The sequence below is a fragment of the Arachnia rubra genome, from assembly GCF_019973735.1.
In the GTDB taxonomy this organism is placed as follows: domain Bacteria; phylum Actinomycetota; class Actinomycetes; order Propionibacteriales; family Propionibacteriaceae; genus Arachnia; species Arachnia rubra.
This window is the reverse complement of the sequence record NZ_AP024463.1, coordinates 2,999,173-3,021,533: the sequence shown is the minus strand read 5'-3', so window position 1 is coordinate 3,021,533 and position 22,361 is coordinate 2,999,173. Positions and strand designations below refer to the sequence as shown.

Sequence of the window (22,361 nt, the reverse complement as noted above, 5' to 3'; positions counted from 1 at the left end):
TTGCGGGGTCTGAAAGATGCGGCCGTAGGCCTGATGCGCCGGGTGCGGCGCGCCGAGTTCGTATCCGCTGTCACCCCACTGGGCTGGGGTGTCGCCGGGCTCGGTGCGGTGTGCGCCGTCATCGGCTGGCTGTGGGGCTGGCTGGAATTCCGGACCCTTGCGTTCCTGGCGTTGGCGCTGGTCGTCGTCGCCGTACTCCTGACCCTGCGTCGCGCCATCCACGACGTGACGCTTGAGCTGCACCAGCCGCGCGTGCAAGTGGGAGAGCCTGGCCTGGGGCGGGTGTGGATCCGCGGCCAGCGGCGCGGATCGTCCTCCGCCACCATCGAGTTGCCCGTCGGTCGCGCTGTCGCCCGGTTCCGGGTGGCTGCGCTGGGTGCCGACGACTTCCACGAGGAGCTGTTTTCCATCCCCACCCGGAGGCGTGGCGTGGTCCCCGTCGGACCGGTGCGCGCCGTGCAGGCCGACCCGGTGGGGCTGATCCGCCGCACCCGGGAGCTGACGCCCTCACAGGAACTGTTCATCCACCCCCGGGTGGTGATGGTGGAGGCCACCGCAATCGGCTTCCTCAAGGACGTCGAGGGCATCACCACGGCCAACCTGTCCAGCTCGGACGTCAGCTTCCATGCCCTGCGCGACTACGTTCCCGGCGACGACCGTCGCTCCGTCCACTGGAAGACCACCGCCCGCACCGGACGGCTCATGGTGCGTCAGTTCGAGGAGACTATGCGGGCGCACCTGCTTCTGATGCTGTCGACGGTGCGCCGTGACTACGCCACCGGCGACGACTTTGAGGCGGCCCTGTCCGCGGCCGCGTCGCTCAGCGTCGCCGCGCTGCGGGAGGAACGGCAGGTCTCGTTCTACACCTCGGCGGGCAGGCTTACGTTCCCGACGGGCGTGGGACTGCTCGACGAGCTGTGTCGTGTCGAGCTGACAGACGACGGCCCCAGCCTGCAGGAGCTGGCGCTGCTGGCGGGCAGTGAGGCCTCGGGGGTCTCCGTCGCTGGATTCATCACGGGGGGAACCGATCCGATGGAGCTGCGGGCAGCGCAGCTCGTGCTGCCCCAGCAGATCAAGACCTTCGCCCTGCGCAACCAGTCCAGCCTGACGATCGCGCGCCACCAAGTGGGCGACATCACGGTGCTGGACCTGCCAGAGCTGGAGCAGCTGCCGCGGGCTCTGGGGAGCCTGACATGAGGGGGTCCGTGATCCGGGCGCTCGGGATCTGGGCGCTGCTCGTCCCTGGTGCTGTCGCGCTGCAACCAGCCTTCGGCGACTGGCAGGGCTTCGTCCCCGGCCTTGCAGGCATAACGGCGGGCGTCGCTGTCGGCTGGGCAGCAGCCCGGTTCCGGCTGTCCGCGGCCCTCATGGTGCTCATGACCACTGTCGTATACCTGCTGTTCGGTGGTGTGGCGGCCCTGCCTCGCACCACCATCGCCGGGGTCATCCCCACCGTGGAGACGTTGCGGCGTCTGGTGCTGCTCGCGGTGTACAGCTGGCGCGACCTACTGACCATCGCCACCCCGGCGGGCGACTTCACGGGACCGGCGGTGGTTCCGTGGCTCGCCGGGCTGCTGGCCGGGGTGGTCGCTGCCACCATCGCCCTGCGGCGGCGGACTGTGTTCTGGCCGCTGCTGGTCCCACCCCTCTACCTCGCGGTCAGCATCGCCTTCGGGGTGCGTACCGCGCCTACCGCCCTGTGGCTGGGAGGCGCGCTCGGACTGGGCATGGTCACCTGGGTGTGGCTACACCAGCTGGCAGCTCAACGCAGCGACAACGCCGACATCCTGGTCAACCGCAAGGCCGACGCGGCGCAGGTCGCCCGGCAGGCCGTCGCCGCCGTCATCATCCTGGCGGCCGCCGCCACCGGCGCCGTCGGTGCCACCGCCGCGACGGGGGCCCACGCCGACCGGCAGGTGCTGCGCGACCGGATCGCCCCGCCTCTCGACCTGCGGAACTATCCGTCGCCGCTGATGAGCTACCGGCTGATGGAACTCGATCTCAAGGACACCACGCTGTTCACAGTGACCGGCATGCCAGAGGGTGCCCGGCTGCGGCTGGCGGTGATGGACCGCTACGACGGCAACGTGTTCAACGTGTCCCAGCAGGCCAACCAGTACCTGCGCACCGGCCGCACCGTCTCCCAGGATGTCCAGGCCAACGCCGGCCTGAGCGTCGAGGTGGCAGCCGAGTACTCCGGTGTCTGGGTGCCGCAGGCCGGAACGCCGAGCTGGCTGGAGTTCACGGGCGAGCACGCCGTCAAACTATCCGAGGGAGCCTATTACAACCGCACCGCGAACCAGACCCTCACCACCAGCGCTCTAGCCCCAGGCGACCGCTACCGGCTGGAAGCGGCGATCAGCCCGGAGCCGACCCTGGAGGAGCGGGCCGCCCTGGGGGCCGAGACGGCGGGTAACGCGCCGCTGGCGAAACTGGACGCTGCCCCGGAGATCCTCACTACCCGGGCCACCGAGTACGCGGAGGGGGCAGGAACCGATTTCGAGCGGCTGGTGGCCATCGAGACCAGGCTCGTTGAGGACGGCTACTACTCCGACGGTTCTGACCAGAAGTCTCGCTCCGGCCACACCGCCGAACGGCTAGCCACGATGTTCAACAGCCCGGCTCTGGTCGGCGACGACGAGCAATACGCCACCGCCATGGCGATCATGGCCGGTCAGCTCGGCGTGCCTGCGCGTGTCGTCATGGGTTTCTACCCCAAGGAGTATCCGGGACAGGAATGGCAGGTCAAGGGCACCGAGGCCCACGTGTGGGTTGAGGCCTATTTTGCCGGTGCGGGCTGGGTGGCCTTCAACCCGACTCCGGACCGGGACAAGACCCTGCAGACTGAGGTCCCCAAGCCGAAACCCAAGCCCAAGCCTCAGGTCGACCCGCCGCCGAACCCGCCCGAGAAGCTGCCGGACGAGCCGGTGCTCGCTGACCGTGATGCCGAGGACGGGGAGGGCGACGACCGGTTCACCATCGACTGGGGACTGGTGCTGATGGCGCTCGGCGTCCTGGGCGGTGCCGGAGTGATCGCGTCGCCGTTCCTGCTGGTCCTGGGCCTGAAGGCCAGACGCACGACCCGCCGCCGCAACGCTGCTGTGGTGCGCGACGCGGTGTCCGGTGGCTGGAAGGACATCGTCGACCGGGCCCGCGACCTCGGCTTCCCGGCATCGCAGTGCGAGACCCGGCGGGAGGCCGCCGCCAGGATGCAGGAGGCCTACCCGGAGGTCCCGATCATGCCCACAGCGCGGCTGATGGACTCCGCCCTCTACGGTCCTAACCAGCTGGCACCTGCCGCCTCCGAGGAGACGTGGCGGCAGGTGGACCAGATCAAGCGCGGCATGCTGCAACAGGTGGAGTGGTACCGGCGTCCGCTGGCTCTGCTGTCCCTGCGTTCCCTGCGGCGGGCCGACAAGCCAGCCGACGGCTTTGCGACGAGCCTGAGCAAGTCCTGCAGTCGGGGGAAGGTCATGACCGAGGAGGTCAAGGATGCCTGAGACAGCCCTCTCACCGCGCCTGGAGAAGGCGCTTGCCGGACGGGGCGTGCGCGTCGGTGCCCAGGTGCTGAACGCCGTCCCGATGCTGCTGCTCGCAGGGGCTGAGCTGTTCCTCTTCTACACCGGCAAGGACGCCACCGGCTACCGGGTTGGGATCGTCGAGATCCTGCTGGGGGTCTGCGCGCTGGCCGTCGTGGTGATGCAGCTGGTGCTGGTCCTCAGACGCGCCCAGACCATCGGCTCCTCGCTTCTGAGGTTCGACTACCGCGACCCGGAGACGGCCCGTCCCAGGGGAGGCCGCCTGTTCTGTCAGCTGCTTCTGACATCGCTGCTGACCACCGTCACGGTGGGCGTCATGGCGATTGTGCTGCTGGTGACCTACCGCCGCGGCCAGTCGATGGTCGACCGCTGGCTCGGGCTGGTCGCGACGAGGCCGAAGGACATTCCGGAGGAGCCCAGGCCGAAACTCAATGCTGCCCCGGTGGGGCGGGTGCGTCAGGTGACCATGCCCGGCATGGCGACGGCGGCGCCGGTGAGCCAGCAGCCGCCGGATCCCCCCGGAATGCAGCCGTCGCCCCCCCAGCCGGGCGCTGCCACCCCGCCGCCCGGCATCCCGTCGTCCTGGGTCGCAGCCGGTCCGGTCTCCCCGCCGCACGCTGCTGGAGCCTCGCCCGCCGCACCCATGCCGGCCTCGCGGCCCGTGTCCCCCGTGACCTCGGCATCAGCCGGTGCGCTGATCGAACGGTCACCGTTCGCCCCCAAGGACGCCGCCCCCACACCGGCCACGATCCTTCGGGAAGGATCCGCGGCGGTTCCGCTCGTTTCCGTGTCGCAACCGCTGCATACGCCTGCCTCCTCCCAGGAGACTGTGTCGGAGACCAGGACCACAGGCCGCGACGAGACCATGCTCGACAAGGTTGCGGTATCCGCGGAACCCAAGCTTTGTCTTGATGACGGCACGGTGCTCAGCCTTGACACACCGCTGGTCTTCGGCCGCAACCCCGTCGCCCTGCCGGAATACCCGGAGTCGCAGCCCCACGAGCTGATCGACGAAACCATGAAGATGTCCAAGGTTCATGCAGTGGTGTTGGCCAACGATGGGGACGTGCACGTCGTTGATGTGGGTGCGCGCAATGGCGTCATCTTCGAGTTCGAGGGGACCAGGTGGCGCATCGAGCAGCACCTGAGGACACCGGTTCGTCCCGGCACCGTGGTCTACCTGGGTGGGCGCTCTTTCCAGGTGGAGTCATGATCGACACACCACACGGCAGGCTCACGGAACCGAGGGTTGAGCTGCGGTTCGGTGCCCGCTCAGATCGCGGGATGGTGCGGCTCCACAATGAGGACTCCTACATCACAGCGCCCCCCTGCTTCGTCGTGGCTGACGGTATGGGCGGGCATGCCCGCGGTCAGGCCGCGTCGCAGGCTGCCGTCGAGAATTTCCTCTCCCTGACAGGCCACAAGTGGGCGACCGGTGAAGAGGTGCTGGCTGCTATCGACGGCGCCAGTGCGGCTGTGTCCCGGCTGTCAGGGGAGGGACGGCCGCCGGGCAGCACGCTGGCCGGGGTGGTGCTGACCCTGCAGGCCAATCAGCCGCGCTGGCTGGTGTTCAACATCGGTGATTCCCGGGTCTACCTGCTGCGCAAAGGCGAACTCACCCAGATCAGTGAGGACCACTCGGTGCTGTGGGAACGCCCCGGGGAAGGGTCGCGCAACGTCATCACCCGGGCGCTCGGGGCTGGGATGGTCAAGCCTCTCGTCGCCGACCAGTGGCTGCTCAGCATCCACAAGGGTGACCAGATCCTGATCTGCAGTGACGGCCTGTACTCCGAGGTGACCGAGTTTCTCATGACCGCGCTCCTGCTGGGGGACGCCGATCCCCGTGACAAGGCTGCGGCGCTCGTCGATGCGGCGAAACGCGCTGGGGGACGCGATAACGTGACTGCCGTTGTCGTCGTCGTTGACACCGTTGACGCAGATGGCGTTGACTCTGATCCGGACGAGGAGACCATCCCCGGCAATGACGACACCGTTCAGGATCTGGAGATGCCATGACTGTGCGCTGGACCCCAGGCACCCACCGTGCTCTGGTCTGGGAGGCGGGGATGGCGCTGGTGGATGCTCAGGTGAGCGACGAGCAGGCGGAGCAAGTGTGGCTCTCGATGCTGCGCGATCCCCAGCTCGGAACTTTCCTGCAGGTCCTGATGGAGGCCACTGGCACGGGGCTGCTGACGATCCCGGCTTTCGCGGTGACCATCCTCTCTGAGGGAGCCCACGTCGCTGTGCGCGGCCCCCTGCGGGCCCGGATCACCTCCGTGGATGGCGACACGCTGATCAGCGGGCGGGAGGTGACGACCTGGGATGAGAAGCATGTTGCCGGCCCGGTTGCGGTGGAGCTGAGCGCTGATGACGCCGGTGGTCGCTCGCTTCTCCTGATTGCAGGCCTGACAGATGCGTCCCGCCTGGTCTGGGATGGCCGGTCCGAACAGCAACCGACGACGACCCCGCCGGTCACGTCCGCGCCCCGCAAACCCGAGCCGGAGGAAGTCGCGGCGGAGGAAGCCGAGGCCAGGGAAGAAGAGGCCAGCACCGCGAGTCCCGTGTCGGAGAGCCCGGAGTCCGTGGAGAGGAAAGCGGAGCAGAAACCCGATTCGGACGAGGACGACGATGCCGAGGCAGGCGCATCTGCCGCTGCACCAGCCCCAGCCTCTCCGAAGCCACCTGAGTCGCAGGAGAGCGACGCCGAGGAAGAGGCAGACGAGGCCGAGCCAGAGGGGCCTGTGACAGCCCCCCAGCCCGCGGTGTTCGATGAACCGGTGATCCAGCCGGAGCAGATCCCTACCCTGATGCCTGACCCCACCCATGCTGATCCTGCCGCGGACGACTCTGTGGCAGAGTCCGCTTCTTCGTCCACTGACTCCTCCGCGCGGCGAGCTGGCCCCTACGACGCCATGTGGGATGACTCCCAGCTGCTGGAGGAGGAACCTGAGTCTTCCGTCCCGCAGAGGCTCGAGGAGCTGCGCCATGGCGAGACGATAGCTGACGAGGATGCCGAGGTCGCCGTCACCGCTGTCCCGTCGCGCAACGGCATCGAGGTGCTGGCGGTGGTCTGCGATAACGGGCACCCCAACCCGCCGCAGCGCGCCACCTGTTATACCTGCGACGCTCCCGTCGGGGGGCAGCCACGCCAGATGGCCAGGCCACAGCTCGGGTGGCTGCGGATCAACGGCGGGGAGAAGGTGCCGCTGCTCGGCCCGGTGGTGGCAGGGCGCAACCCCCAGTCCAGGGTGATCTCCGCGGAGACGACACCGCGCCTGGTGGCCCTTCCGCACGCGCACGTCTCCAGCAGCCACATCGCGTTCCTGCTGGAGGGTTGGACGGTGCTCGCCCGGGACCTTGGGTCCCGCAACGGCTCCTACCTGCGCCGTCACGGCAAACCACCGATGCGGATGCCCGAGCAAGACGTCCCGCTCGTCCCAGGCGACGTCATTGACCTCGGTCATGGCGTGTTCATCAACGTGGAACGGATTCCCTGACATGGCGCAACGCACTCCTGCCCCAGAGCTTCCCGGCTACACCTTCAGGAAATGGCTGGGCGGCGGCGGTTTCGCAGATGTGTTTCACTACCACCAGGAAGGCCTCGGACGCGACGTCGCCATCAAGATGCTGCACCACGGTGTCAATCCCAAGACCCTGGCTGCCTTCCAGACCGAGGCCAGCCTGATGGCCAAGCTCAGCAGCCATCCCAACATCGTGACGATCTTCGAGATGGACATCGCTTCCGACGGACGTCCCTACCTGGTGATGGAGATGTGCCCGGCAGCGCACCTGGGGGAGCGGGTGTCGCGCCGCCTCTACAGTCCCGCGAAGGCCATGGAGGTCGGTGTCCAGATCGCTGGGGCCGTCGAGACCGCTCACCGTCTTGGCGTGCTGCACCGCGACATCAAGCCTGCGAATATCCTGTTCACCCAGTTCAGTGTGCCTGCGTTGACCGACTTCGGTATCTCCATCTCCGTGGACCAGGGGGCGACGGCGTCGACGGCCATGAGCCCGCTGTGGGCGCCGCCCGAGCAGTTCGGCAACTCTCCGGTGGGTATCGGGCCGTGGAGTGACGTGTACTCGCTGGCCGCCAGCGTCTGGGCGACGTTGGTCGGGCACAGCCCCATGTACCTTCAAGGCCAGGGCAATGACGTTCTACACCTCAACGCCAGGGTGCGCAGCATGCCAGCGCCCCGCACGGGACGGGCGGATGTGCCCGATGAGTTGGAACGGGTGCTCGCCGTCGCCATGGCCAAGGATCCAAGGGAGAGGTTCCAGAGCGCCCTGGAGTTCGCGCGAGCCATGCAAGGTGTGCAGGGCCTGCTGAACCAGTCCGTGACCGCCGTCCAGGTGTTTACCGACGAAGCAGATGAGCCCGGTTTCGAACCGGAGCAGCGTGACGGGGGCACCCGGATCCAGGGGTTTCAGCTCATTGACCCCGAGGCAGGCGAGCCCACCAGTCATGCCACGGGACCGAGTGGCGGCCTCACCTCCCCGCTGGACCGTTCCGAACCGACCGGCGGCTACCTGGTCCCGGGTCAGGGCGTCCTACAGCATGGCCGGGGTGTGGCCCAGCCGGGCCTGCGGGATTTCACCGGTCCTGTTGCTCCTGCCCCGCCAGAGGAGAAAAGCGCCCCCGCCACCCTGCTGCCGGAGCCGGAATCTGAGCCTTCTGCCAGGAAACGGCTTCCCCGGGTGGCGGTCGTGGCGTCGCTGCTGATTGTGCTGGTGGGGGTCGTCGTGACAGTGGTCGTCCTGGTGAACCGGAACAACGCGGCCACGACCCCCAATGAGACCGGCAGCCCATCGGCCTCCGCCAAACCCGTTGACCCGCTCGCCGCCGCGGTGCCTGCGGTCACGGACCTCAGCGGCAGCGTCAGCGGTTCCGAGGTGACCTTCACCTGGACCAACCCGGATCCGCAGCAGGGGGACCGGTTCCGTTACGCCGTGAGGGACCCGCGCGGTGGTTCGGTATCCGAGCTCACCAGCGAGACCACGGTGACGGTCGCGGCGCTGGCGGGTGACACCTGCCTGGAGGTGCATCTGGTGCGGCTCAATGGCCGGGAGTCACAGCCGGCGACGGTGTGCGCGCCATGAGCACGCTGCTGGTTGACTTCGCGGGTGAGATCCACCAGGTGCAGCCTGGTGAGGAGTTCACCATCGGGCGCTGCGGAAACCTCGTCATCGACGACAATCCCTACCTGCACCGTAACTTCCTGGCGATACGGCACGACGGCAAGATCTGGTGGATCCACAACGTCGGGTCGCGGATTCCCGCGCGGTTGTCGGACGTCAACCGGCTCATCGAGTCCACTCTCACCCCGGGCTCCGCCATGCCGCTGGTGTTCGAGTCGATGCTGCTGACCTTTCATGCCGGGAACACCAGCTACGAACTGGAGATCTCGCTGGCCTCGGCGGTCTATCAGACGGTTGTGATCTCCGAGGACAACGGGGGAGAGACGACGCTGGGGGAGACCCAGTTCACGCACTCTCAGCTTTTGGTGATCCTCGCCCTCGCGGAACCGGTGCTGCGACGCGCGGGAGTTGGTGCCTGGCAGATTCCATCAGCCGTCGAGGCCGCCCAGCGCCTGGGATGGACGCAGACCCGGTTCAACCGGAAACTCGACAATGTGTGCGACAAGCTCGACAAGGCCGGGGTACGTGGACTCCACGGCGGGCCCACCTCCCAGGCCCACTCCCGTCGCGCCAACCTGGTGGACTGGGCTGTCAGCTCCCGCCTGGTCACCGCTGACCATCTTCCCGCCCTCGACGCCGAGGCGGAGCAGAACCGGAAGATCGGGGAACAGTAGTGCAGATCCGAGTGACGCTGCTCCGGGGCGGGGCAGCGCGCAACATCCTGATCCGGGCCGATGCCACCGCCACCGCGACGGACGTCGCCAACGCCATCCTCAGCGAGGGTCTGAGCGAGCCCTTCCAGTCCTCCGAGGGACGCCCGACCCTGCGCGTTCAGGATCCGCTCGGCCGGGCTCGGGTGCTGGCTGCGGACGCGGCCGTGTCCGAGTCAGGAGTGCAGTCCGGTGGCGTCATCGAGGTGGTCCGCGAGCAGCAGGGAGCCGTTGACGAGATCGGGGCCGTGCTGCGTGTCGTCGCCGGGCCGGACGCCGGCGCGGAGGTCCCGCTGCGCTTCGGGTCCTCCCGGATCGGGCGTTCCCCTCAGAGCGATGTGCGGCTCACCGACCCCAGGGTCTCGAAGTCCCACGCCCGGGTGCTGGTGGGCGCGGGCATCGACATCATCGACGATGACTCTGCCAACGGCGTGGTGGTCGGCGACCAGCGGGTGACCCGCGCCACCCTGGGAGCTGGGGACATCGCGGTGCTGGGTGGCACCCAGGTGCGGATTGACGCCGTCGGGAACCGCAGTGGCCAGAGCCTCGGCACCGAGGTTGCCTTCATGCGCCCCCCGCGGGTGCTGGCGCGGCCCACGAAGACCGAGGTGGAGCTGCCCGAGGTGCCGGAGCCGCCCAATAATTCCCGATTCCCGTGGATCTCGCTGGTTGCGCCCATCGTCATGGGTGTGGGCATGTATGTGTTCACCCGCTCACCCATGACGCTGATGTTCGTCGCTCTGAGCCCTGTGCTCATGATCGGCAACTACGTCAGCCAACGCATCGACGGCTCTCGCAAGAGGAAAGCCGACCTGGCGAACTTCACCGAGGGAATGCGTGCAGCCGAGGAGGAGATGGCCGAGGCCCAGGCTCTGGAGACCCGGCAGTTGCAGCGCCTCTACCCGGCCACCGACGAGTGCATAGAAGCTGCCACGCAGCGCAACGGCGCCCTGTGGTGCCGGCATCCGGAGCATCCCGAGTTCCTACAGGTGCGGATCGGTGCTGGCTCGGTCAGGGCCCTGCATCAGTTCTCAAAGCCCGGTAGACGCCGAGGCTTCGTCCATCTGCAGCGTCAGCAGACCGAGCTGCGGGAGCGATACCGGTTGCTGCACAACACCCCCATCGTCGCTGACCTGCGCTCCGTGGGCGGGCTGGGCGTGGTGGGGTGCGACCCGAGTCTCATCGAGATCGCCCGGGGGCTGATCATCCAGGTCGCCTCACTGCACTCGCCCGCCGAGGTGGTGATCGCCTGCCTGACCTCCACCGACAGCAAACCTGAATGGGCCTGGCTCGAATGGTTGCCGCACACCTCCTCGCCCCACTGTCCCATCCCCGGCCCCTGCCTGGCGGCCGACGGGCCTCGGGGACGGGTGCTGCTGGACCAGCTGGAGGAGCTGATCGAGCAGCGGGCTGAGGGCGACGAGCCCACTCTGCGGGGACCGGTCCAGTCCAGCGAGAAGACCGAGCAGCCTGTGACGCCGTCGGTGGTGGTCATCGTGCACGAGGCCTCCGTAGACCTGGCGCGTGTTGCCCGGCTGGCTGAACGCGGACCTGATGTCGGCGTCTATGTGGTGTGGGTGTCATCCACCCGCGACCAGCTGCCCGCGGCCTGCCGGACCTACGTCGAGTTGCAGCCTGACGGCCAGGCCGTTATCGGCATGGTTCGCTCTGAGCGGGTGTTCGCGAATGTCTCCACTGAAGCCGTCGGTCTGGATACCGCCTACACGGTGGCCCGGACCATGGCCCCCCTGGTGGACGCCTCCGCCCCCGTCGCGGACGAGTCCGACCTGCCGCGCCTGGTGTCGGTGGTCGGGCTGCTTGGCGGTTCCGCCGACGACGAGGAGCAGATCCTGGCCCGCTGGAAGGACAATGGGTCGTTCGTCAACCGATCCCTACCCGCCATTCCCCGGGAGCGGTCCGGGGATCTGCGGGCCGTGGTCGGGCATGCGGGTGCGGAGCCGTTCACCATTGATCTGCGCACGCAGGGGCCGCATGCCCTGGTTGGCGGCACCACGGGCGCCGGGAAGTCGGAGTTCCTGCAGGCTTGGGTGCTGGGCATGGCGCATGCGCACAGCCCGGACCGGGTGACGTTCCTGTTCGTCGACTACAAGGGTGGTGCGGCCTTCGCGCGATGCGTTGATCTGCCGCACTGCGTCGGCATCGTCACCGACCTGTCGCCATACCTGGTCCGGCGGGCTCTGCAGAGCCTCCGCGCCGAGATCCACCGGCGGGAGCATCTGTTCAACAGCAAGGGCGTTAAGGACCTGATCGATTTCGAGAAGACGGGTGATCCCGACTGCCCGCCGAGCCTGATCATCATCGTCGACGAGTTCGCGGCCCTCGTCGGCGAGGTGCCGGAGTTCGTCGACGGGGTGATCGACGTGGCCCAGCGCGGTCGGTCCCTCGGCCTACACCTGGTGCTCGCCACGCAGCGCCCCGCCGGCGTCATCAAGGACAGCCTGCGAGCGAACACCAACCTGCGGGTGGCACTGCGCATGAATGACGAGCACGACTCCACCGACGTGCTGGGCAGTCCGCAAGCAGCCGCGATCGACCCCTCGACCCCCGGCCGGGGCGTCGCGAAGATGGGTCCAGGACGGCTGATCCGGTTCCAGTCGGCTTTCCCCGGGGCCAGGACACCCGCTGAGCCGCCTGCCCCGCCCATCGACATCGACGAGTTCGATTTCGGCCTGGACACCGCCTGGAAACTGCCCCGGCCGAAGCTTAAGGGTGAACAGGTGGACAAGGACATCGACCGGGTGGTGCGTAGCGTGTCCGCAGCCGCGCAGCTCGGCCGGATACCGGAGCCCCGCAAGCCATGGCTGGACACGCTGGCCGAGGTCTACGACTTGATGGAGCTGAGGCAGCGCCGGGACACCAGCATCGTGCTCGGCATGGTGGATGTGCCTGCGCAGCAGGCCCAGCATGCCGAGGTGTTTCGTCCCGACGAGGCGGGCAACATCATCTACTACGGCACCAGCGGCTCGGGCAAGACCACGGCACTGCGGTCGCTGGCGATCGCCGCCTCCATCACCCCACGGTCCGGCCCGGTGCACATCTACGGCCTTGACTTCGCCGGTGGTGGTTTGACGTTGCTGGAGCCGCTCAGCAATGTCGGCGCCATCATCATGGGTGATGACGACGAGCGGGTCACGCGGCTGATGGAGTTCCTGACCAAGAAGCTCGACGAGCGGGCTGCCGCCTTCACGGCTGTGCGGGCCGACAATCTGAGCAGCTACCGGCAGCACGGCAACCCCGACGAGCCGCGCGTCCTGGTGCTGCTAGATGGTTTCGAGAGTTTCCGCACGGAATATGACTCGGGGTTGCAGCGGGCCAAGACCTACGCTCAGTTCCACCGGCTCCTCAGTGAGGGCCGGTCCGTCGGTATCCACTTCGCGGCAACGGCAGACCGCGGTGCGGCGGTTCCGTCATCCATGCAGGGCGCATTCCAACAGCGCATGGTGCTGAGGATGAGCGACCCTGATCAGTACATCGCGTTGAACGTCCCGAAGGACGTGCTGAACCCGAACAGCCCACCGGGACGCTGTATGAACGTCAAGGAGCCGAACGAGCTGCAGATCGCGGTGCTGGGGCCGGACCCGTCGCCACCCGCGCAGGCCCGGGAGATCGAGTCGCTGGCGACCAGCGTCGCTCGCTTCCAGCCGTCGAGGCCGGAGCCGATCCGCAGGCTGCCTTCCCTGGTGCCCGCCGCCTCGCTGCCCGCCACGGTCGGCGGCCTGCCGACGCTCGGCCTGGAGGACCGCACTTTGGGGCCGATCGGCTTCGAGCCACAGGGTGTCTATCTCGTGGCAGGGCCACCCAAATCGGGGCTCAGCTCGGCAGTGCGCTGGTTTGCGCAGTCGATGGCGAATGTGTATCCGGATGTGCCCAGGGTGCTGCTCACGGCACGCAGCACTCCGCTGGCTGGGCTGCCGTTGTGGACGGCCACCGTGCACGGTGCCGACCGGGTGCAGGACTTCCTGACGAACCAGTTGAAGCCCTATCTGACCACGGAGACCACGCCGGGGCTTCCACGGGTCGCGGTGTTCGTGGAGCAGTTCTCCGAGCTGGCGGGCTCCCCGGCAGATTCCACGCTTGCCGAGTCACTGAAACTGGCGCGCCGCAATGGCCACCTGCTGATCGGCGCGGGCGAGATCGCCACCATGTCCGGTTTCAACTCCAGCATGCCGGAGTTGAAGGGCGCGCGGCAGGGACTGCTGCTGCAGCCGGAGATGAACGACGGTGACCTGCTGAAGGCGCAGCTGCCGCGCGTGAGGGCTGCTGATTTCCCGCCTGGCCGTGGCTACTGGATCGCTGCCGGTGACGCGGTCCGGGTCCAGATCCCAGAAGTGGACTGAGGGCACTGGTGAATATGGGCAGTTGACCCCATTGCAGGGTTGTGAAAGTGCTGAGAACATCGTATGCGTCGAAAGGAGGCCCAGGGTGGCAGACCGGCTAGTCGTCAAGGAAAGCCTGGTACAGGGAGGCTTATTCATAGACTGTAGGCGAAGATGAGTCCTGTGACGGCTTGTATTGTGGTTTCGAAGGTGTTGTAGGGGCGGCGGTAATCGGTGTGTAGAACACGCCAGGTTTTGACGTTCGCGATGACACGTTCGATGAGGTAGCGGACGCGGTTGATGGTCGTGTTGTTTCTTTTGTCGCTGTCGGTGAGTTCACCATGGGCGGGTTTCTTCGCGGGGGTGATCATCCCCAATCCGATGTAGCCTTTGTCTCCAATATGACTTTGACTGTCGAGGGCTGCGAGGAAGCCGGATTCCTTGATGGCCTTTGCATCATGCACACTACCCGGCAGGGGCGGGGAGATCCAGGCGAGCTGTCCGGCCAGGGTGCAGGCCACTTGCAGGTTCACCCCCGTCGTGTGGTGCTTGCCTGAGTACAGCTCGGGACGGTCGTGCCACGACCAGCAGGACACCAGAGTACCGTCGATGATGTACTGACGGTCCGGGTCGAGGTCCCCCACGCCGGGCACCCAGGCTTGGAGGGCCTCGGCGATCAGGGGAGTGTAGACCGCCACCACTCGTGAGATGGTGGCTTGGGAGACTGTGTGGATGTCGGCCAGCAACTCCTGGGTGAGATTGTGCCGCAATATCAACACAGTGACCTGGATACAGCGGAACAAGCCCAGGACACGGGACCCTGCCGGGGGAAGGTTTCCGGAACGGGATGTGTGGATCAGTTCGCACAGGTTGAGGATCTGGTCACGGTCAAGGCTTGTGGTAGTATTCACGGCGGCGGCTTGTCTTTCATCTGAGGGTTTTCTTTCTGCATTTTGAATTATCTCAGATCGGGCAAGCCGCCCTCACATCCCCCTCGGGTAAAGTGTTAGCTGGGGAAAGCCAAAACACCCCTATGAATAAGCCTCAGGATGCGACTACGGGTGCGCGTGAGGCCAAGAACTACCTGGATTCTGCTCAGGGATTTGCAGAGGGTTTGGCGGAAGCCGTCGGTAAAGCAGGCCGTCTCAATTCGGTGATCGAGGGGCAGGAGAGCGACTGGGAGATTGCCCGCGGAAAGATGGCTGAATCGCTGGGCAAGCTCGCCGACGTGGTGCAGCAGTGTGACGACGAATTCAAGAGGCTTGACGAGAAAATCAAGGGCGATCTCAACAAGAGCGTTGAAGATGCCCAGGGAAAGCGGTCTGCTGGAAAGGGGGGCGATAAGCAGCAGGCTGCTGGGGCTGGCAACCCTGGAACCGGGAGTCCTGATCCGGCTGCTGGGGGTGAGACCTGTCCCCCGGCTTCGGGTGGCGGTGGTTCTGCCGCTGGTAGCGCCAGCATTCCTCCCTTGAGTGGTGGTGGCAGTTCCGTTGGTGGTGACGGGGGTGGCTTCGGCGGTGGTGGTTCTGCTGGTGGCGGTGGCGCCAGCGTTCCTCCCCTGGAAAGTTCTGGTGGTGCTTCCGGTGGCGGTGCCCATGGAGGTGGCGTTGATGTACCTCCGCTTTCCTCAAGCGGCACCGATCTGTCTTCGTCATCAGGCGGGACGGGAACAGACCATCCCTCCAGCCCGGGTGCGGGAGGGAGCGAGGTGCCTTCCCTGCAGGGCGCGGACGGGAGTGAACTTCCTGACTCGCAGGGCACCGACAGGGACGATGGCGCGCAGCTGGGCATTCACGGACTTCCTGAGACAGGGACGAGCCCGGAGCGTGACCGGCAGCTCGGTTCTCTGATTCGCACTTTCGCCGAACGATGGGCGAAGCTGACTGGGCGTCCCGTCGGCGAGGTCCTCTCCGTTATCGGAGGAATGATCGGCACCGGCGCCCTGGCCAGCCTCTCCGGCACGATGAAAGAAGGCATCCTCGGGCAGGTGGGCACTGGCGACAACTCGCTCACCGATCCACTGCACTCAGGGTCGGCCCTTGAGGGCAGCGGAAGCCTCGGGGATCTCCAGGGGCTGGAGGGCGCGCTGCCCAGTTCCCAGGATGACATGCTCGGCATGGGTGAGGGTCTGAAAGGCCTGGATGATGGTGAGTCCACGTCCCTGGCGGATATCGCGGACGTTAAGGCCCCGGAGGATCTTACAGACAGCAACCTCCAGGAGGCTGTCGCGGATCTTCAGGACCCTGCTGGGGATCTTGGCGGAGCCACCGGGGCTGGGGGCGGGGACGCACCGGATCTGCCGCCCCTGACCTCGTCAGGCGGTGGCGGCGGTGGGGTTGAGCCGCTTCCCTCGCTCGAGACGGCGTCCCAGGCTTCCACCCCTGCAGAGCCGAGTGGCACTGATCTGCCGAGCCTGGAGACTGCGTCTGAACCGACGGCATCCTCAGCGCCGCAGCAGGACCTGCCGGATCTGGAGGAGAAGCCGCAGGGCTCCCCGGCGCGGGCTGGCGTCCCGCTGATGATGGGCGGTATGGCGGCTGCCATGGGTGCGGCCGCCTCCGCAAGCCGCTCCGAGGGCGAGCCGTCGCTGGACGTGCTGGGTGAACGCCAGGCGATACGCGAGGAAGCCGCAGAAGTGCTGAGAAACGACGCAGTCGCGGACGACGGAGGGGAGGAGTGACATGTCTTCTTATGTCACTAACATCATGATTCAAGCAGCCCTCGAGGACTTGAAGGGAAACCCGGAGGCTGTGCATTCCGGCGCTTCTCAGATGCAGACCACCGGAAATCAGCTCAACGATGCTGCCCGCGCCGTCGATAAATTAGTCAGCAGCACAGATGAGGTCACCTCAGATGCCTTCAAGGCGCTGGGTGAGAAGGGCATTGTGGCCACGGAGAAGCTGCGCGTCGCAGGTCTCCGCTACCAGGGCATGGCCAAAGCCCTTCATGAATTCGCCAATGTGCTGGAGGAGGAGCAGCAGGTCGGGCGGCGAGCGGCCCCCCAGGCCCAAAGTGCCCTCGCCCGGAGGGATCATGCGGAACAACAGCATAAAACCGCGGTGTTGAGGGCTATGAACTCGGACCCTGGGCAACAGCGCCAAGCCTGCGAAGATGGAAATCGCGCGGCTGTTGCATACAAGAATGCAGACGCTGATTTTCAGACATCTTTAAAGCAACTTATGGTTGCTGTAAGTAAAGTCAAGGAAGCCAATGAGAGGGCCGCTGCGAAGATCGAGCAGATCAGCGACGACTCTGGCCTGGAAGATTCCTGGTGGGATCGTTTCAAGTCAATTTTCAGCAAAATCTGGAATGGCATCTGCAAAGTTGCTCAATGGGTCTGGGAACACTTGGATGAGATCTGTCTTGTCCTGGAGATAGCTTCCTTCGTGTTGGCGTTTGTTCCTGGGCTTGCTCCAGCGCTCCAGCTTGTCGCGAAGGCCTTGAGAGTGGTTAATTTCCTCACCAAGTGCAAAACAGCCTTCGATATCACTGTATCTGTCGGCAAGGCAATCATCGATCCTTCGCAGAAGAACATCTCTGGGGCTTTCAAGACTGTGGGCGGGGCTGCTTTGAAGAAGTTCGCTGGGAAGAAGATCGATAAGATCGCGGGGAAGATCGGAAGCAAACCAGGGGCATACGTTGCTCGGCTGACACGTTCATCGGAGAAAATCTCGCCAGGCCTCAAGAAGTTCCTGCCTGCCGCTGCGGGCTGGGGTACTTTCAAAGCCGCAGACAAGGGTATCAAATGGGCCGCCAAAACGGGCATCGGAGTGGCGTCTGACACCGTCACCGGGCTGTTTGTTCCAAAAAACAGCGCCAAGGTACATCGCCTCCAGCCCCTTGGTGCGGGCGGCGGTTTCACCGACGGCGGCGGAGGCGGAGGAGGGAGTGCGTGGTGAAGTACAGGTATGTGCTGCCCCGTGATTGGGAGCAGATCAGGCTGGACCCTGTGGAGCCGAAGGCTGTTAAAAAGGCCACGGAAAAGATGTTTTCCAACATTTCCGATGAGGTGGCCCGAGTGAGGATTTCCGGCTGGGTAACCAGCCGCATGCTCTCAATGCTGGAGCCGCTCTCAGAGCGGGGGGCCTGGGCTGCCTACCTACCGGTGGAGGATCCGCGGGCTTCGGTGGTGCGGCCGATGATCGTAACCCGGCCTTTCGACGCCACGGAGATAGGTGACGATCCGATGGAGGCCGTGCTTGCCATGGCTACGAGCGGGGAAGGTGAGACCTCCTTGATACAGCCGAGCGGCATGGTGGGAGCCAAGCTGCGGATCCCAGAGGACGCCAAATCCGCTCTCCTGGATAGCCTGGACATACTCCCGGATGATGTCCGGGAGCTCACGGATGAAAAGAAGATGCTGGCTGCGGCGGCGGAACGTACACGTTTGGTGCGCCAGGTCCGCTATATCATCGGTCAGCCGGGGAATCCGGAACGCTGGATGCATGTGGAGGCGTCGGTGAGCTGTGATCTGGCCGAGGGGGCCGGTGAGGCACTTGATGCCGTCGAGGAATTCTTTGACGCTTGGGTGGAGACGCTGAGCTGGGAGGACGATGACGATGAGTGATGTCACTCCGACGATCCTCCCTTTGCCGCCAGGGATGCCCGAGTCCGACTGGCAGGCCTGGTTCGAAACAGTGCGTCCAGAACTGCTGTCAGCTGGGTTTGAGGAGGAAATGGGTTTGGTCGTGGACCGGCTGAACCGGATGCTGGTCTTCGGTATCCCCGATGCGGCTGTGGGCTGCTGCGCGTTGCTGCAACCAGGTACTGAACCTTGCCTGGTGACGGTCTATGCTTCTCCAGAGCCCGCTGGGCAAGCCCAAGAGATGCCGCGGGCTCTCGTCGATATTCCAGCTGCGCACGTGTTCAATAGCGTGGATGACACTGTCGATGTAAAAGGATTCACTTTGTACCGTGCGTCTCGTGTGGTGGCTCCAGCGGATGAACCGGAATCAGTTGTGCTGCGCGGAGCTATTGCGACCACTCGGGGTATCGCTGGGCTGCAACGGGACGTGTGCTTGTACTTCGTTGGTGGAGAAATCGACCACTTGGCTACCGTGTTCTGGCCCCTGGGGGTATTCCTGGCCGGTGAATTAGCCGAGCAACTCATCCTTGTTGGCGAGGGTCGGTAAATAAGGTGTGGCGACGGGACGGTGGGGCCCTGCGTCAAAAACAAATGTAACCCACACATCAGAAAGGGAATGAAATGGCAAATCTCAACGTAAGCTACGACGCGATGGAGTCCGAGGCCAGCGCTCTGGTCAGTGGCAAGGATCAGATCCACCAGCAGCTGCAGGCGATGAAAGCCCGTATTGAGGGTCTGGTCACCAATGGTTTCGTGACTGACCAGGCGTCAGGCGCGTTCAACGAGATGTACCAGAATTTCACCACCTCGGCCTCCAACACCATCTCGTCACTCGATGGCATTGCGCAGGGCCTGCGCTCCATGGCCAATGCCATGCGCGAGACCGATACCCAGATGGCGAACCAGGTTCGCGGCTGAGTGCCCCTCCCGGACCCGGGTGCCTGAGGAACATCAGGTGCCCGGGTCTGTGTTTGCAGTGATGCCCTCGTTTTTATGTGAACTTTGATGATCTCCTGCCGCAGGCGGTGCCCTCAGTCGGCCAGCCCGTACAGCCGGTCGCCGGCGTCGCCCAGCCCGGGGACGATGAAGCCTTGTTCGTTGAGGCGTTCGTCGACGGCCGACACCACCAGGGTGCAGGGGACGTGGAGGTCCGCCAGCAGGTCCTGGATCCTCTCGATCCCCTCCGGGGCGGCCAGCAGGCAGATGCAGGTGATGTCGTCGGCGCCGCGTCCGACGAGGAACTTCACGGCCTCACCCAGCGACCCGCCCGTCGCCAGCATCGGGTCCAGCACGTAGCACTGACGTCCGGAGAGGTCCTGCGGGAGGCGTTCGGCATAGGTGGTGGGCTCAAGCGTCGTCTCGTCGCGGATCATCCCCAGGAAACCGACCTCGGCGGTCGGCACCAGGCGCAGCATGCCGTCGAGCATTCCCAGGCCGGCGCGCAGGATCGGCACGACGAGCGGGGCGGGGGAGTCCAGCTTCGTGCCGGTGGCCGGGGCGACGGGGGTCTCGATGGCGGTTTCGTGGACGCGCACCCCGCGGGTCGCCTCATAGGCCAGCAGCGTCACCAGCTCCTCGACGAGACGCCGGAAGATGGGCTGCTCGGTGGTGCGGCTGCGCAGAAGGGTCAGCTTGTGATCGACGAGGGGATGAGAGATGACGCGAAGTTCCACGAGGTAACTTTCGCATACCGGAAGGGTTTGGGCGAACGGATATTGGCCCGAGTCCTCAAGCGGGTGCAGGATCTGGAAGGATGGGTTCTCTATAACACCCGTGAGGAGATCAGCCGTGGACGCCTTTGACGAAGACGCCGAGCCCTTTGACCTGAAGGATGACCGCGACCTGGATGCCGCCGACGACTCCGACGACGAGTTCTTCGACGACGACCTCGAGGACGCAGGTGAGGACGACATCGACCTCGTTGTCGCCGTCTACCGTGAGGACGGCAAGGCGACGGCGGTGCCGCTCGACTACGACCTGGCCAACGACCTGGAGGAGTTGATCCGCCAGCTCGGCCGCCTGCCCGGCGACTCGGGGGCGGACGGGTTCGTGTCGGTGGCGGGGGAGTTCTTCGTGATCTGCCGGGTGCGGGGGCGCATCGTGGAGGTGCTGCTCAGCGACGCCACCGCCGCCAACGACTGGCCCATCGCCCGCGACGTCGTGGACTACCTGGGCGAGGAGATCCCCGACGAGGACGAGGAGTCCGCGCCGATCGGCGACCTCGACATGTTCGCCGCCGCGGGGCTGCGCGGTTTCGAGCTGGAGGCCATCGCCACGAACTACGACGAGGACTCCGACGAGCTGCTGATGCAGGTCGCGAGCCGGCTGAAGATCGCCGACGTGTTCGAGCGGGCCGTCGAGGCCTTCGACGAGTGACCTGTGGCGCGACGCTTCGAGCCCGCGATGCGGCTGGCCCTGGAGGAAGCGCGCGCAGCGGGACGGCGCGGCGACGTGCCTGTCGGGGCTGTGGTCCTGGATCCCGGCGGCGGCCTGCTCGCGGCCGGAGGCAATGAGCGGGAGCTGGCTGGTGACCCGACGGCCCACGCCGAGGTCGTCGCCGTCCGCCGCGCTGCCGCGAGACTGGGGCAGTGGCGTCTGACGGGTTGCACCCTGGTCGTCACGCTGGAGCCGTGCGCGATGTGCGCGGGAGCCATCGTCGCCTCCCGGGTCGCCCACCTGGTGTTCGGGGCCTTCGACCCGAAGGCCGGCGCGGTGGCGTCGCTGTTCGACGTGGTGCGCGATCCGCGTCTCAATCACCGGCCCCGCGTCACCTCGGGGGTGCTCGTGGCGGACTGCGAGGACCTGTTGGCGGAGTTCTTCGGGGAGCGCCGGTGACTTCCTGCGCCTGTTGCGGACAGCCTTCAACCATGGCCTGAATGTCACCTAGGCTTAGGCGCATGGCGATCAGTGACGCATGGCGCGACAGGCTGCTGGGTAGTCTCCTCGGGCTCGCGGTGGGTGATGCGCTGGGCACCGCCGTCGAGTTCCAGGCTCGCGACTCCTTCCCGCCCGTCACCGGCATGACGGGCGGCGGGGTGTTCAACCTCGCGCCCGGGCAGTGGACCGACGACACGTCGATGGCGCTGTGCATCGCGGCTAGCCTGACGGAGACCGGGGCTTACGATCCCCTCGACCAGCTCGCCCGGTTCGTCCGCTGGTACCGCGACGGGTATCTCAGCAGCACGGGGGAGTGCTTCGACATCGGCAACCGGACCAGGACCGCCGTGGAGCAGTTCGAGATGAGCGGCGAGCCGTACCGCGCGACGGTGGACGGGATGAGCGCGGGTAACGGGTCGCTGATGCGGCTGGCGCCGGTCGCGATGGCGTTCTGCGACGACCCCGATACCGTCGTTAGGCTCTCCGCGGACAGCTCCCGCACCACCCACCCCGCCATCGAGTGCGTCGAGGCATGCGGGGCGTACGGCAGGCTGATAGCGGCCGCCATCGAGGGGGCGTCGCGGACGGAGCTGTTCGTTCTGGCCGCGGACCTCGGCGAGCAAGTGACCGACCCCATCCTGGCGACGATCCTGCGCGGCTCCTACCGGGTGAAGGGACGCGACGAGATCTCGTCGTCGGGGTATGTGCTGCACAGCCTGGAGGCGGCGCTGTGGGCGTTCGCCCGGGCCGACGACTTCACCGAGGGCGCACTGCTGGCGGTGAACCTGGGCGATGACGCAGACACCGTCGGCGCCATCTACGGCCAGCTGGCCGGGGCATTCCACGGCCGGCAGGGCATCCCGGAGAGCTGGCGGGACAAGCTGCACGCCGCCGGGCTGATCGAGGACCTGGCAGCGGGGATCGCAGACCGGGTGGGGTCGTTCACGATCGCGCCCGTCGCCGCCATCTAGCCAGCCAGCCCCGCCGGTGCTGCGCTGGTGTCGCTGTCGTTCGCTGGTGGTTTTCTCCCGCGGCGCCTTGCTGCGTTCACCTTCATCGCGGTACGCCCCGGCAGCGTCGTCTTACTCGGTTGCCTTGTGCAGCATCCGCCCCGGGACCGCCTCCCGCTGAACCTCCGGTACACGGCACCAGCGCCGGACCGAACTTGTCCACGAGG

18 protein-coding genes are annotated in these 22,361 nt (G+C 66.2%); 16 read left to right on the top strand and 2 right to left on the bottom strand.

Annotated elements, in window-relative coordinates:
* Genes SK1NUM_RS13725 through SK1NUM_RS13690 form a run of 8 tightly spaced genes read left to right on the top strand, consistent with a single transcriptional unit; the run spans window position 1 to window position 13,743 of the window.
* Entirely contained in the window at window positions 1-1,197 is a 1,197-nt protein-coding gene (locus SK1NUM_RS13725; RefSeq protein WP_212323282.1) for a DUF58 domain-containing protein, read from the top strand.
* Window positions 1,194-3,500, top strand: a complete 2,307-nt coding sequence (locus SK1NUM_RS13720) for a transglutaminase-like domain-containing protein (protein ID WP_212323280.1) — start codon at window positions 1,194-1,196, stop codon at window positions 3,498-3,500. Before SK1NUM_RS13725 ends, SK1NUM_RS13720 begins: the two co-directional genes overlap by 4 nt.
* Window positions 3,493-4,752 (top strand): FHA domain-containing protein, encoded by a 1,260-nt coding sequence (locus tag SK1NUM_RS13715; RefSeq protein WP_212323278.1) that lies wholly within the window; start codon window positions 3,493-3,495, stop codon window positions 4,750-4,752. The genes SK1NUM_RS13720 and SK1NUM_RS13715 overlap by 8 nt, the downstream gene beginning before the upstream one ends.
* Window positions 4,749-5,555 (top strand): PP2C family protein-serine/threonine phosphatase, encoded by an 807-nt coding sequence (locus tag SK1NUM_RS13710; protein ID WP_212323276.1) that lies wholly within the window; start codon window positions 4,749-4,751, stop codon window positions 5,553-5,555. Before SK1NUM_RS13715 ends, SK1NUM_RS13710 begins: the two co-directional genes overlap by 4 nt.
* Entirely contained in the window at window positions 5,552-7,036 is a 1,485-nt protein-coding gene (locus tag SK1NUM_RS13705) for an FHA domain-containing protein (protein ID WP_212323274.1), read from the top strand. Before SK1NUM_RS13710 ends, SK1NUM_RS13705 begins: the two co-directional genes overlap by 4 nt.
* Window position 7,037: 1 nt before the next feature.
* Window positions 7,038-8,636, top strand: coding sequence for a serine/threonine-protein kinase (locus SK1NUM_RS13700; protein ID WP_212323271.1), 1,599 nt, complete (start codon window positions 7,038-7,040; stop codon window positions 8,634-8,636).
* Window positions 8,633-9,349 carry an FHA domain-containing protein gene (locus tag SK1NUM_RS13695; protein WP_212323268.1) on the top strand — a complete coding sequence of 239 codons (717 nt, stop codon included), beginning with the start codon at window positions 8,633-8,635 and terminating at the stop codon, window positions 9,347-9,349. The genes SK1NUM_RS13700 and SK1NUM_RS13695 overlap by 4 nt, the downstream gene beginning before the upstream one ends.
* A complete protein-coding gene (locus SK1NUM_RS13690) occupies window positions 9,349-13,743 on the top strand; it encodes an FtsK/SpoIIIE domain-containing protein (protein WP_212323265.1) in 4,395 nt (1,464 codons plus the stop codon). Before SK1NUM_RS13695 ends, SK1NUM_RS13690 begins: the two co-directional genes overlap by 1 nt.
* 134 nt (window positions 13,744-13,877) lie before the next feature.
* Here SK1NUM_RS13690 and SK1NUM_RS13685 read toward each other — a convergent pair whose 3' ends face one another.
* On the bottom strand, window positions 13,878-14,633 hold the full coding sequence (locus SK1NUM_RS13685) for a transposase family protein (RefSeq protein ID WP_212323263.1): 756 nt from the start codon (window positions 14,631-14,633) through the stop codon (window positions 13,878-13,880).
* 122 nt (window positions 14,634-14,755) lie between these two features.
* On the opposite strand from SK1NUM_RS13685, the gene SK1NUM_RS13680 reads away from it, so the two are divergent.
* The 5 genes from SK1NUM_RS13680 to SK1NUM_RS13660 all read left to right on the top strand — a co-directional run bounded on the left by SK1NUM_RS13680 (window position 14,756) and on the right by SK1NUM_RS13660 (window position 19,225).
* Window positions 14,756-16,402 carry a hypothetical protein gene (locus tag SK1NUM_RS13680; protein ID WP_212323246.1) on the top strand — a complete coding sequence of 549 codons (1,647 nt, stop codon included), beginning with the start codon at window positions 14,756-14,758 and terminating at the stop codon, window positions 16,400-16,402.
* Between the two features lies 1 nt (window position 16,403).
* Entirely contained in the window at window positions 16,404-17,621 is a 1,218-nt protein-coding gene (locus tag SK1NUM_RS13675; RefSeq protein WP_212323245.1) for a hypothetical protein, read from the top strand.
* A complete protein-coding gene (locus SK1NUM_RS13670; protein WP_212323243.1) occupies window positions 17,615-18,289 on the top strand; it encodes a hypothetical protein in 675 nt (224 codons plus the stop codon). Before SK1NUM_RS13675 ends, SK1NUM_RS13670 begins: the two co-directional genes overlap by 7 nt.
* Window positions 18,282-18,854 (top strand): hypothetical protein, encoded by a 573-nt coding sequence (locus SK1NUM_RS13665; protein ID WP_212323241.1) that lies wholly within the window; start codon window positions 18,282-18,284, stop codon window positions 18,852-18,854. The genes SK1NUM_RS13670 and SK1NUM_RS13665 overlap by 8 nt, the downstream gene beginning before the upstream one ends.
* Window positions 18,855-18,928: 74 nt before the next feature.
* Window positions 18,929-19,225 (top strand): WXG100 family type VII secretion target, encoded by a 297-nt coding sequence (locus SK1NUM_RS13660; RefSeq protein WP_212323239.1) that lies wholly within the window; start codon window positions 18,929-18,931, stop codon window positions 19,223-19,225.
* Between the two features lie 113 nt (window positions 19,226-19,338).
* Here SK1NUM_RS13660 and upp read toward each other — a convergent pair whose 3' ends face one another.
* Complete coding sequence (gene upp / locus SK1NUM_RS13655; RefSeq protein WP_212323237.1) at window positions 19,339-19,980, bottom strand: uracil phosphoribosyltransferase; 642 nt, start codon at window positions 19,978-19,980, stop codon at window positions 19,339-19,341.
* Window positions 19,981-20,095: 115 nt separating this feature from the next.
* Between upp and SK1NUM_RS13650 the strand changes: the two genes are divergently transcribed.
* The 3 genes from SK1NUM_RS13650 (at window position 20,096) to SK1NUM_RS13640 (ending at window position 22,155) form a co-directional block, all read left to right on the top strand.
* Window positions 20,096-20,683, top strand: coding sequence for a tRNA adenosine deaminase-associated protein (locus SK1NUM_RS13650; RefSeq protein WP_212323234.1), 588 nt, complete (start codon window positions 20,096-20,098; stop codon window positions 20,681-20,683).
* A gap of 27 nt (window positions 20,684-20,710) precedes the next feature.
* On the top strand, window positions 20,711-21,142 hold the full coding sequence (locus SK1NUM_RS13645; RefSeq protein WP_212327849.1) for a nucleoside deaminase: 432 nt from the start codon (window positions 20,711-20,713) through the stop codon (window positions 21,140-21,142).
* Between the two features lie 62 nt (window positions 21,143-21,204).
* Window positions 21,205-22,155 carry an ADP-ribosylglycohydrolase family protein gene (locus tag SK1NUM_RS13640; protein WP_212323231.1) on the top strand — a complete coding sequence of 317 codons (951 nt, stop codon included), beginning with the start codon at window positions 21,205-21,207 and terminating at the stop codon, window positions 22,153-22,155.
* The last annotated feature ends 206 nt before the right edge of the window (window positions 22,156-22,361 follow it).

What these genes read in the sequence shown, in the direction of transcription:
- SK1NUM_RS13660 (WP_212323239.1), top strand. Translation starts at nt 18,929, where the DNA reads ATGGCAAATCTCAACGTAAGCTACGACGCGATGGAGTCCGAGGCCAGC.
- SK1NUM_RS13665 (WP_212323241.1), top strand. Translation starts at nt 18,282, where the DNA reads ATGAGTGATGTCACTCCGACGATCCTCCCTTTGCCGCCAGGGATGCCC.
- SK1NUM_RS13705 (WP_212323274.1), top strand. Translation starts at nt 5,552, where the DNA reads ATGACTGTGCGCTGGACCCCAGGCACCCACCGTGCTCTGGTCTGGGAG.
- SK1NUM_RS13645 (WP_212327849.1), top strand. Translation starts at nt 20,711, where the DNA reads ATGCGGCTGGCCCTGGAGGAAGCGCGCGCAGCGGGACGGCGCGGCGAC.
- SK1NUM_RS13680 (WP_212323246.1), top strand. Translation starts at nt 14,756, where the DNA reads ATGAATAAGCCTCAGGATGCGACTACGGGTGCGCGTGAGGCCAAGAAC.
- SK1NUM_RS13640 (WP_212323231.1), top strand. Translation starts at nt 21,205, where the DNA reads ATGGCGATCAGTGACGCATGGCGCGACAGGCTGCTGGGTAGTCTCCTC.
- SK1NUM_RS13700 (WP_212323271.1), top strand. Translation starts at nt 7,038, where the DNA reads ATGGCGCAACGCACTCCTGCCCCAGAGCTTCCCGGCTACACCTTCAGG.
- SK1NUM_RS13720 (WP_212323280.1), top strand. Translation starts at nt 1,194, where the DNA reads ATGAGGGGGTCCGTGATCCGGGCGCTCGGGATCTGGGCGCTGCTCGTC.
- SK1NUM_RS13695 (WP_212323268.1), top strand. Translation starts at nt 8,633, where the DNA reads ATGAGCACGCTGCTGGTTGACTTCGCGGGTGAGATCCACCAGGTGCAG.
- SK1NUM_RS13710 (WP_212323276.1), top strand. Translation starts at nt 4,749, where the DNA reads ATGATCGACACACCACACGGCAGGCTCACGGAACCGAGGGTTGAGCTG.
- SK1NUM_RS13715 (WP_212323278.1), top strand. Translation starts at nt 3,493, where the DNA reads ATGCCTGAGACAGCCCTCTCACCGCGCCTGGAGAAGGCGCTTGCCGGA.
- SK1NUM_RS13675 (WP_212323245.1), top strand. Translation starts at nt 16,404, where the DNA reads ATGTCTTCTTATGTCACTAACATCATGATTCAAGCAGCCCTCGAGGAC.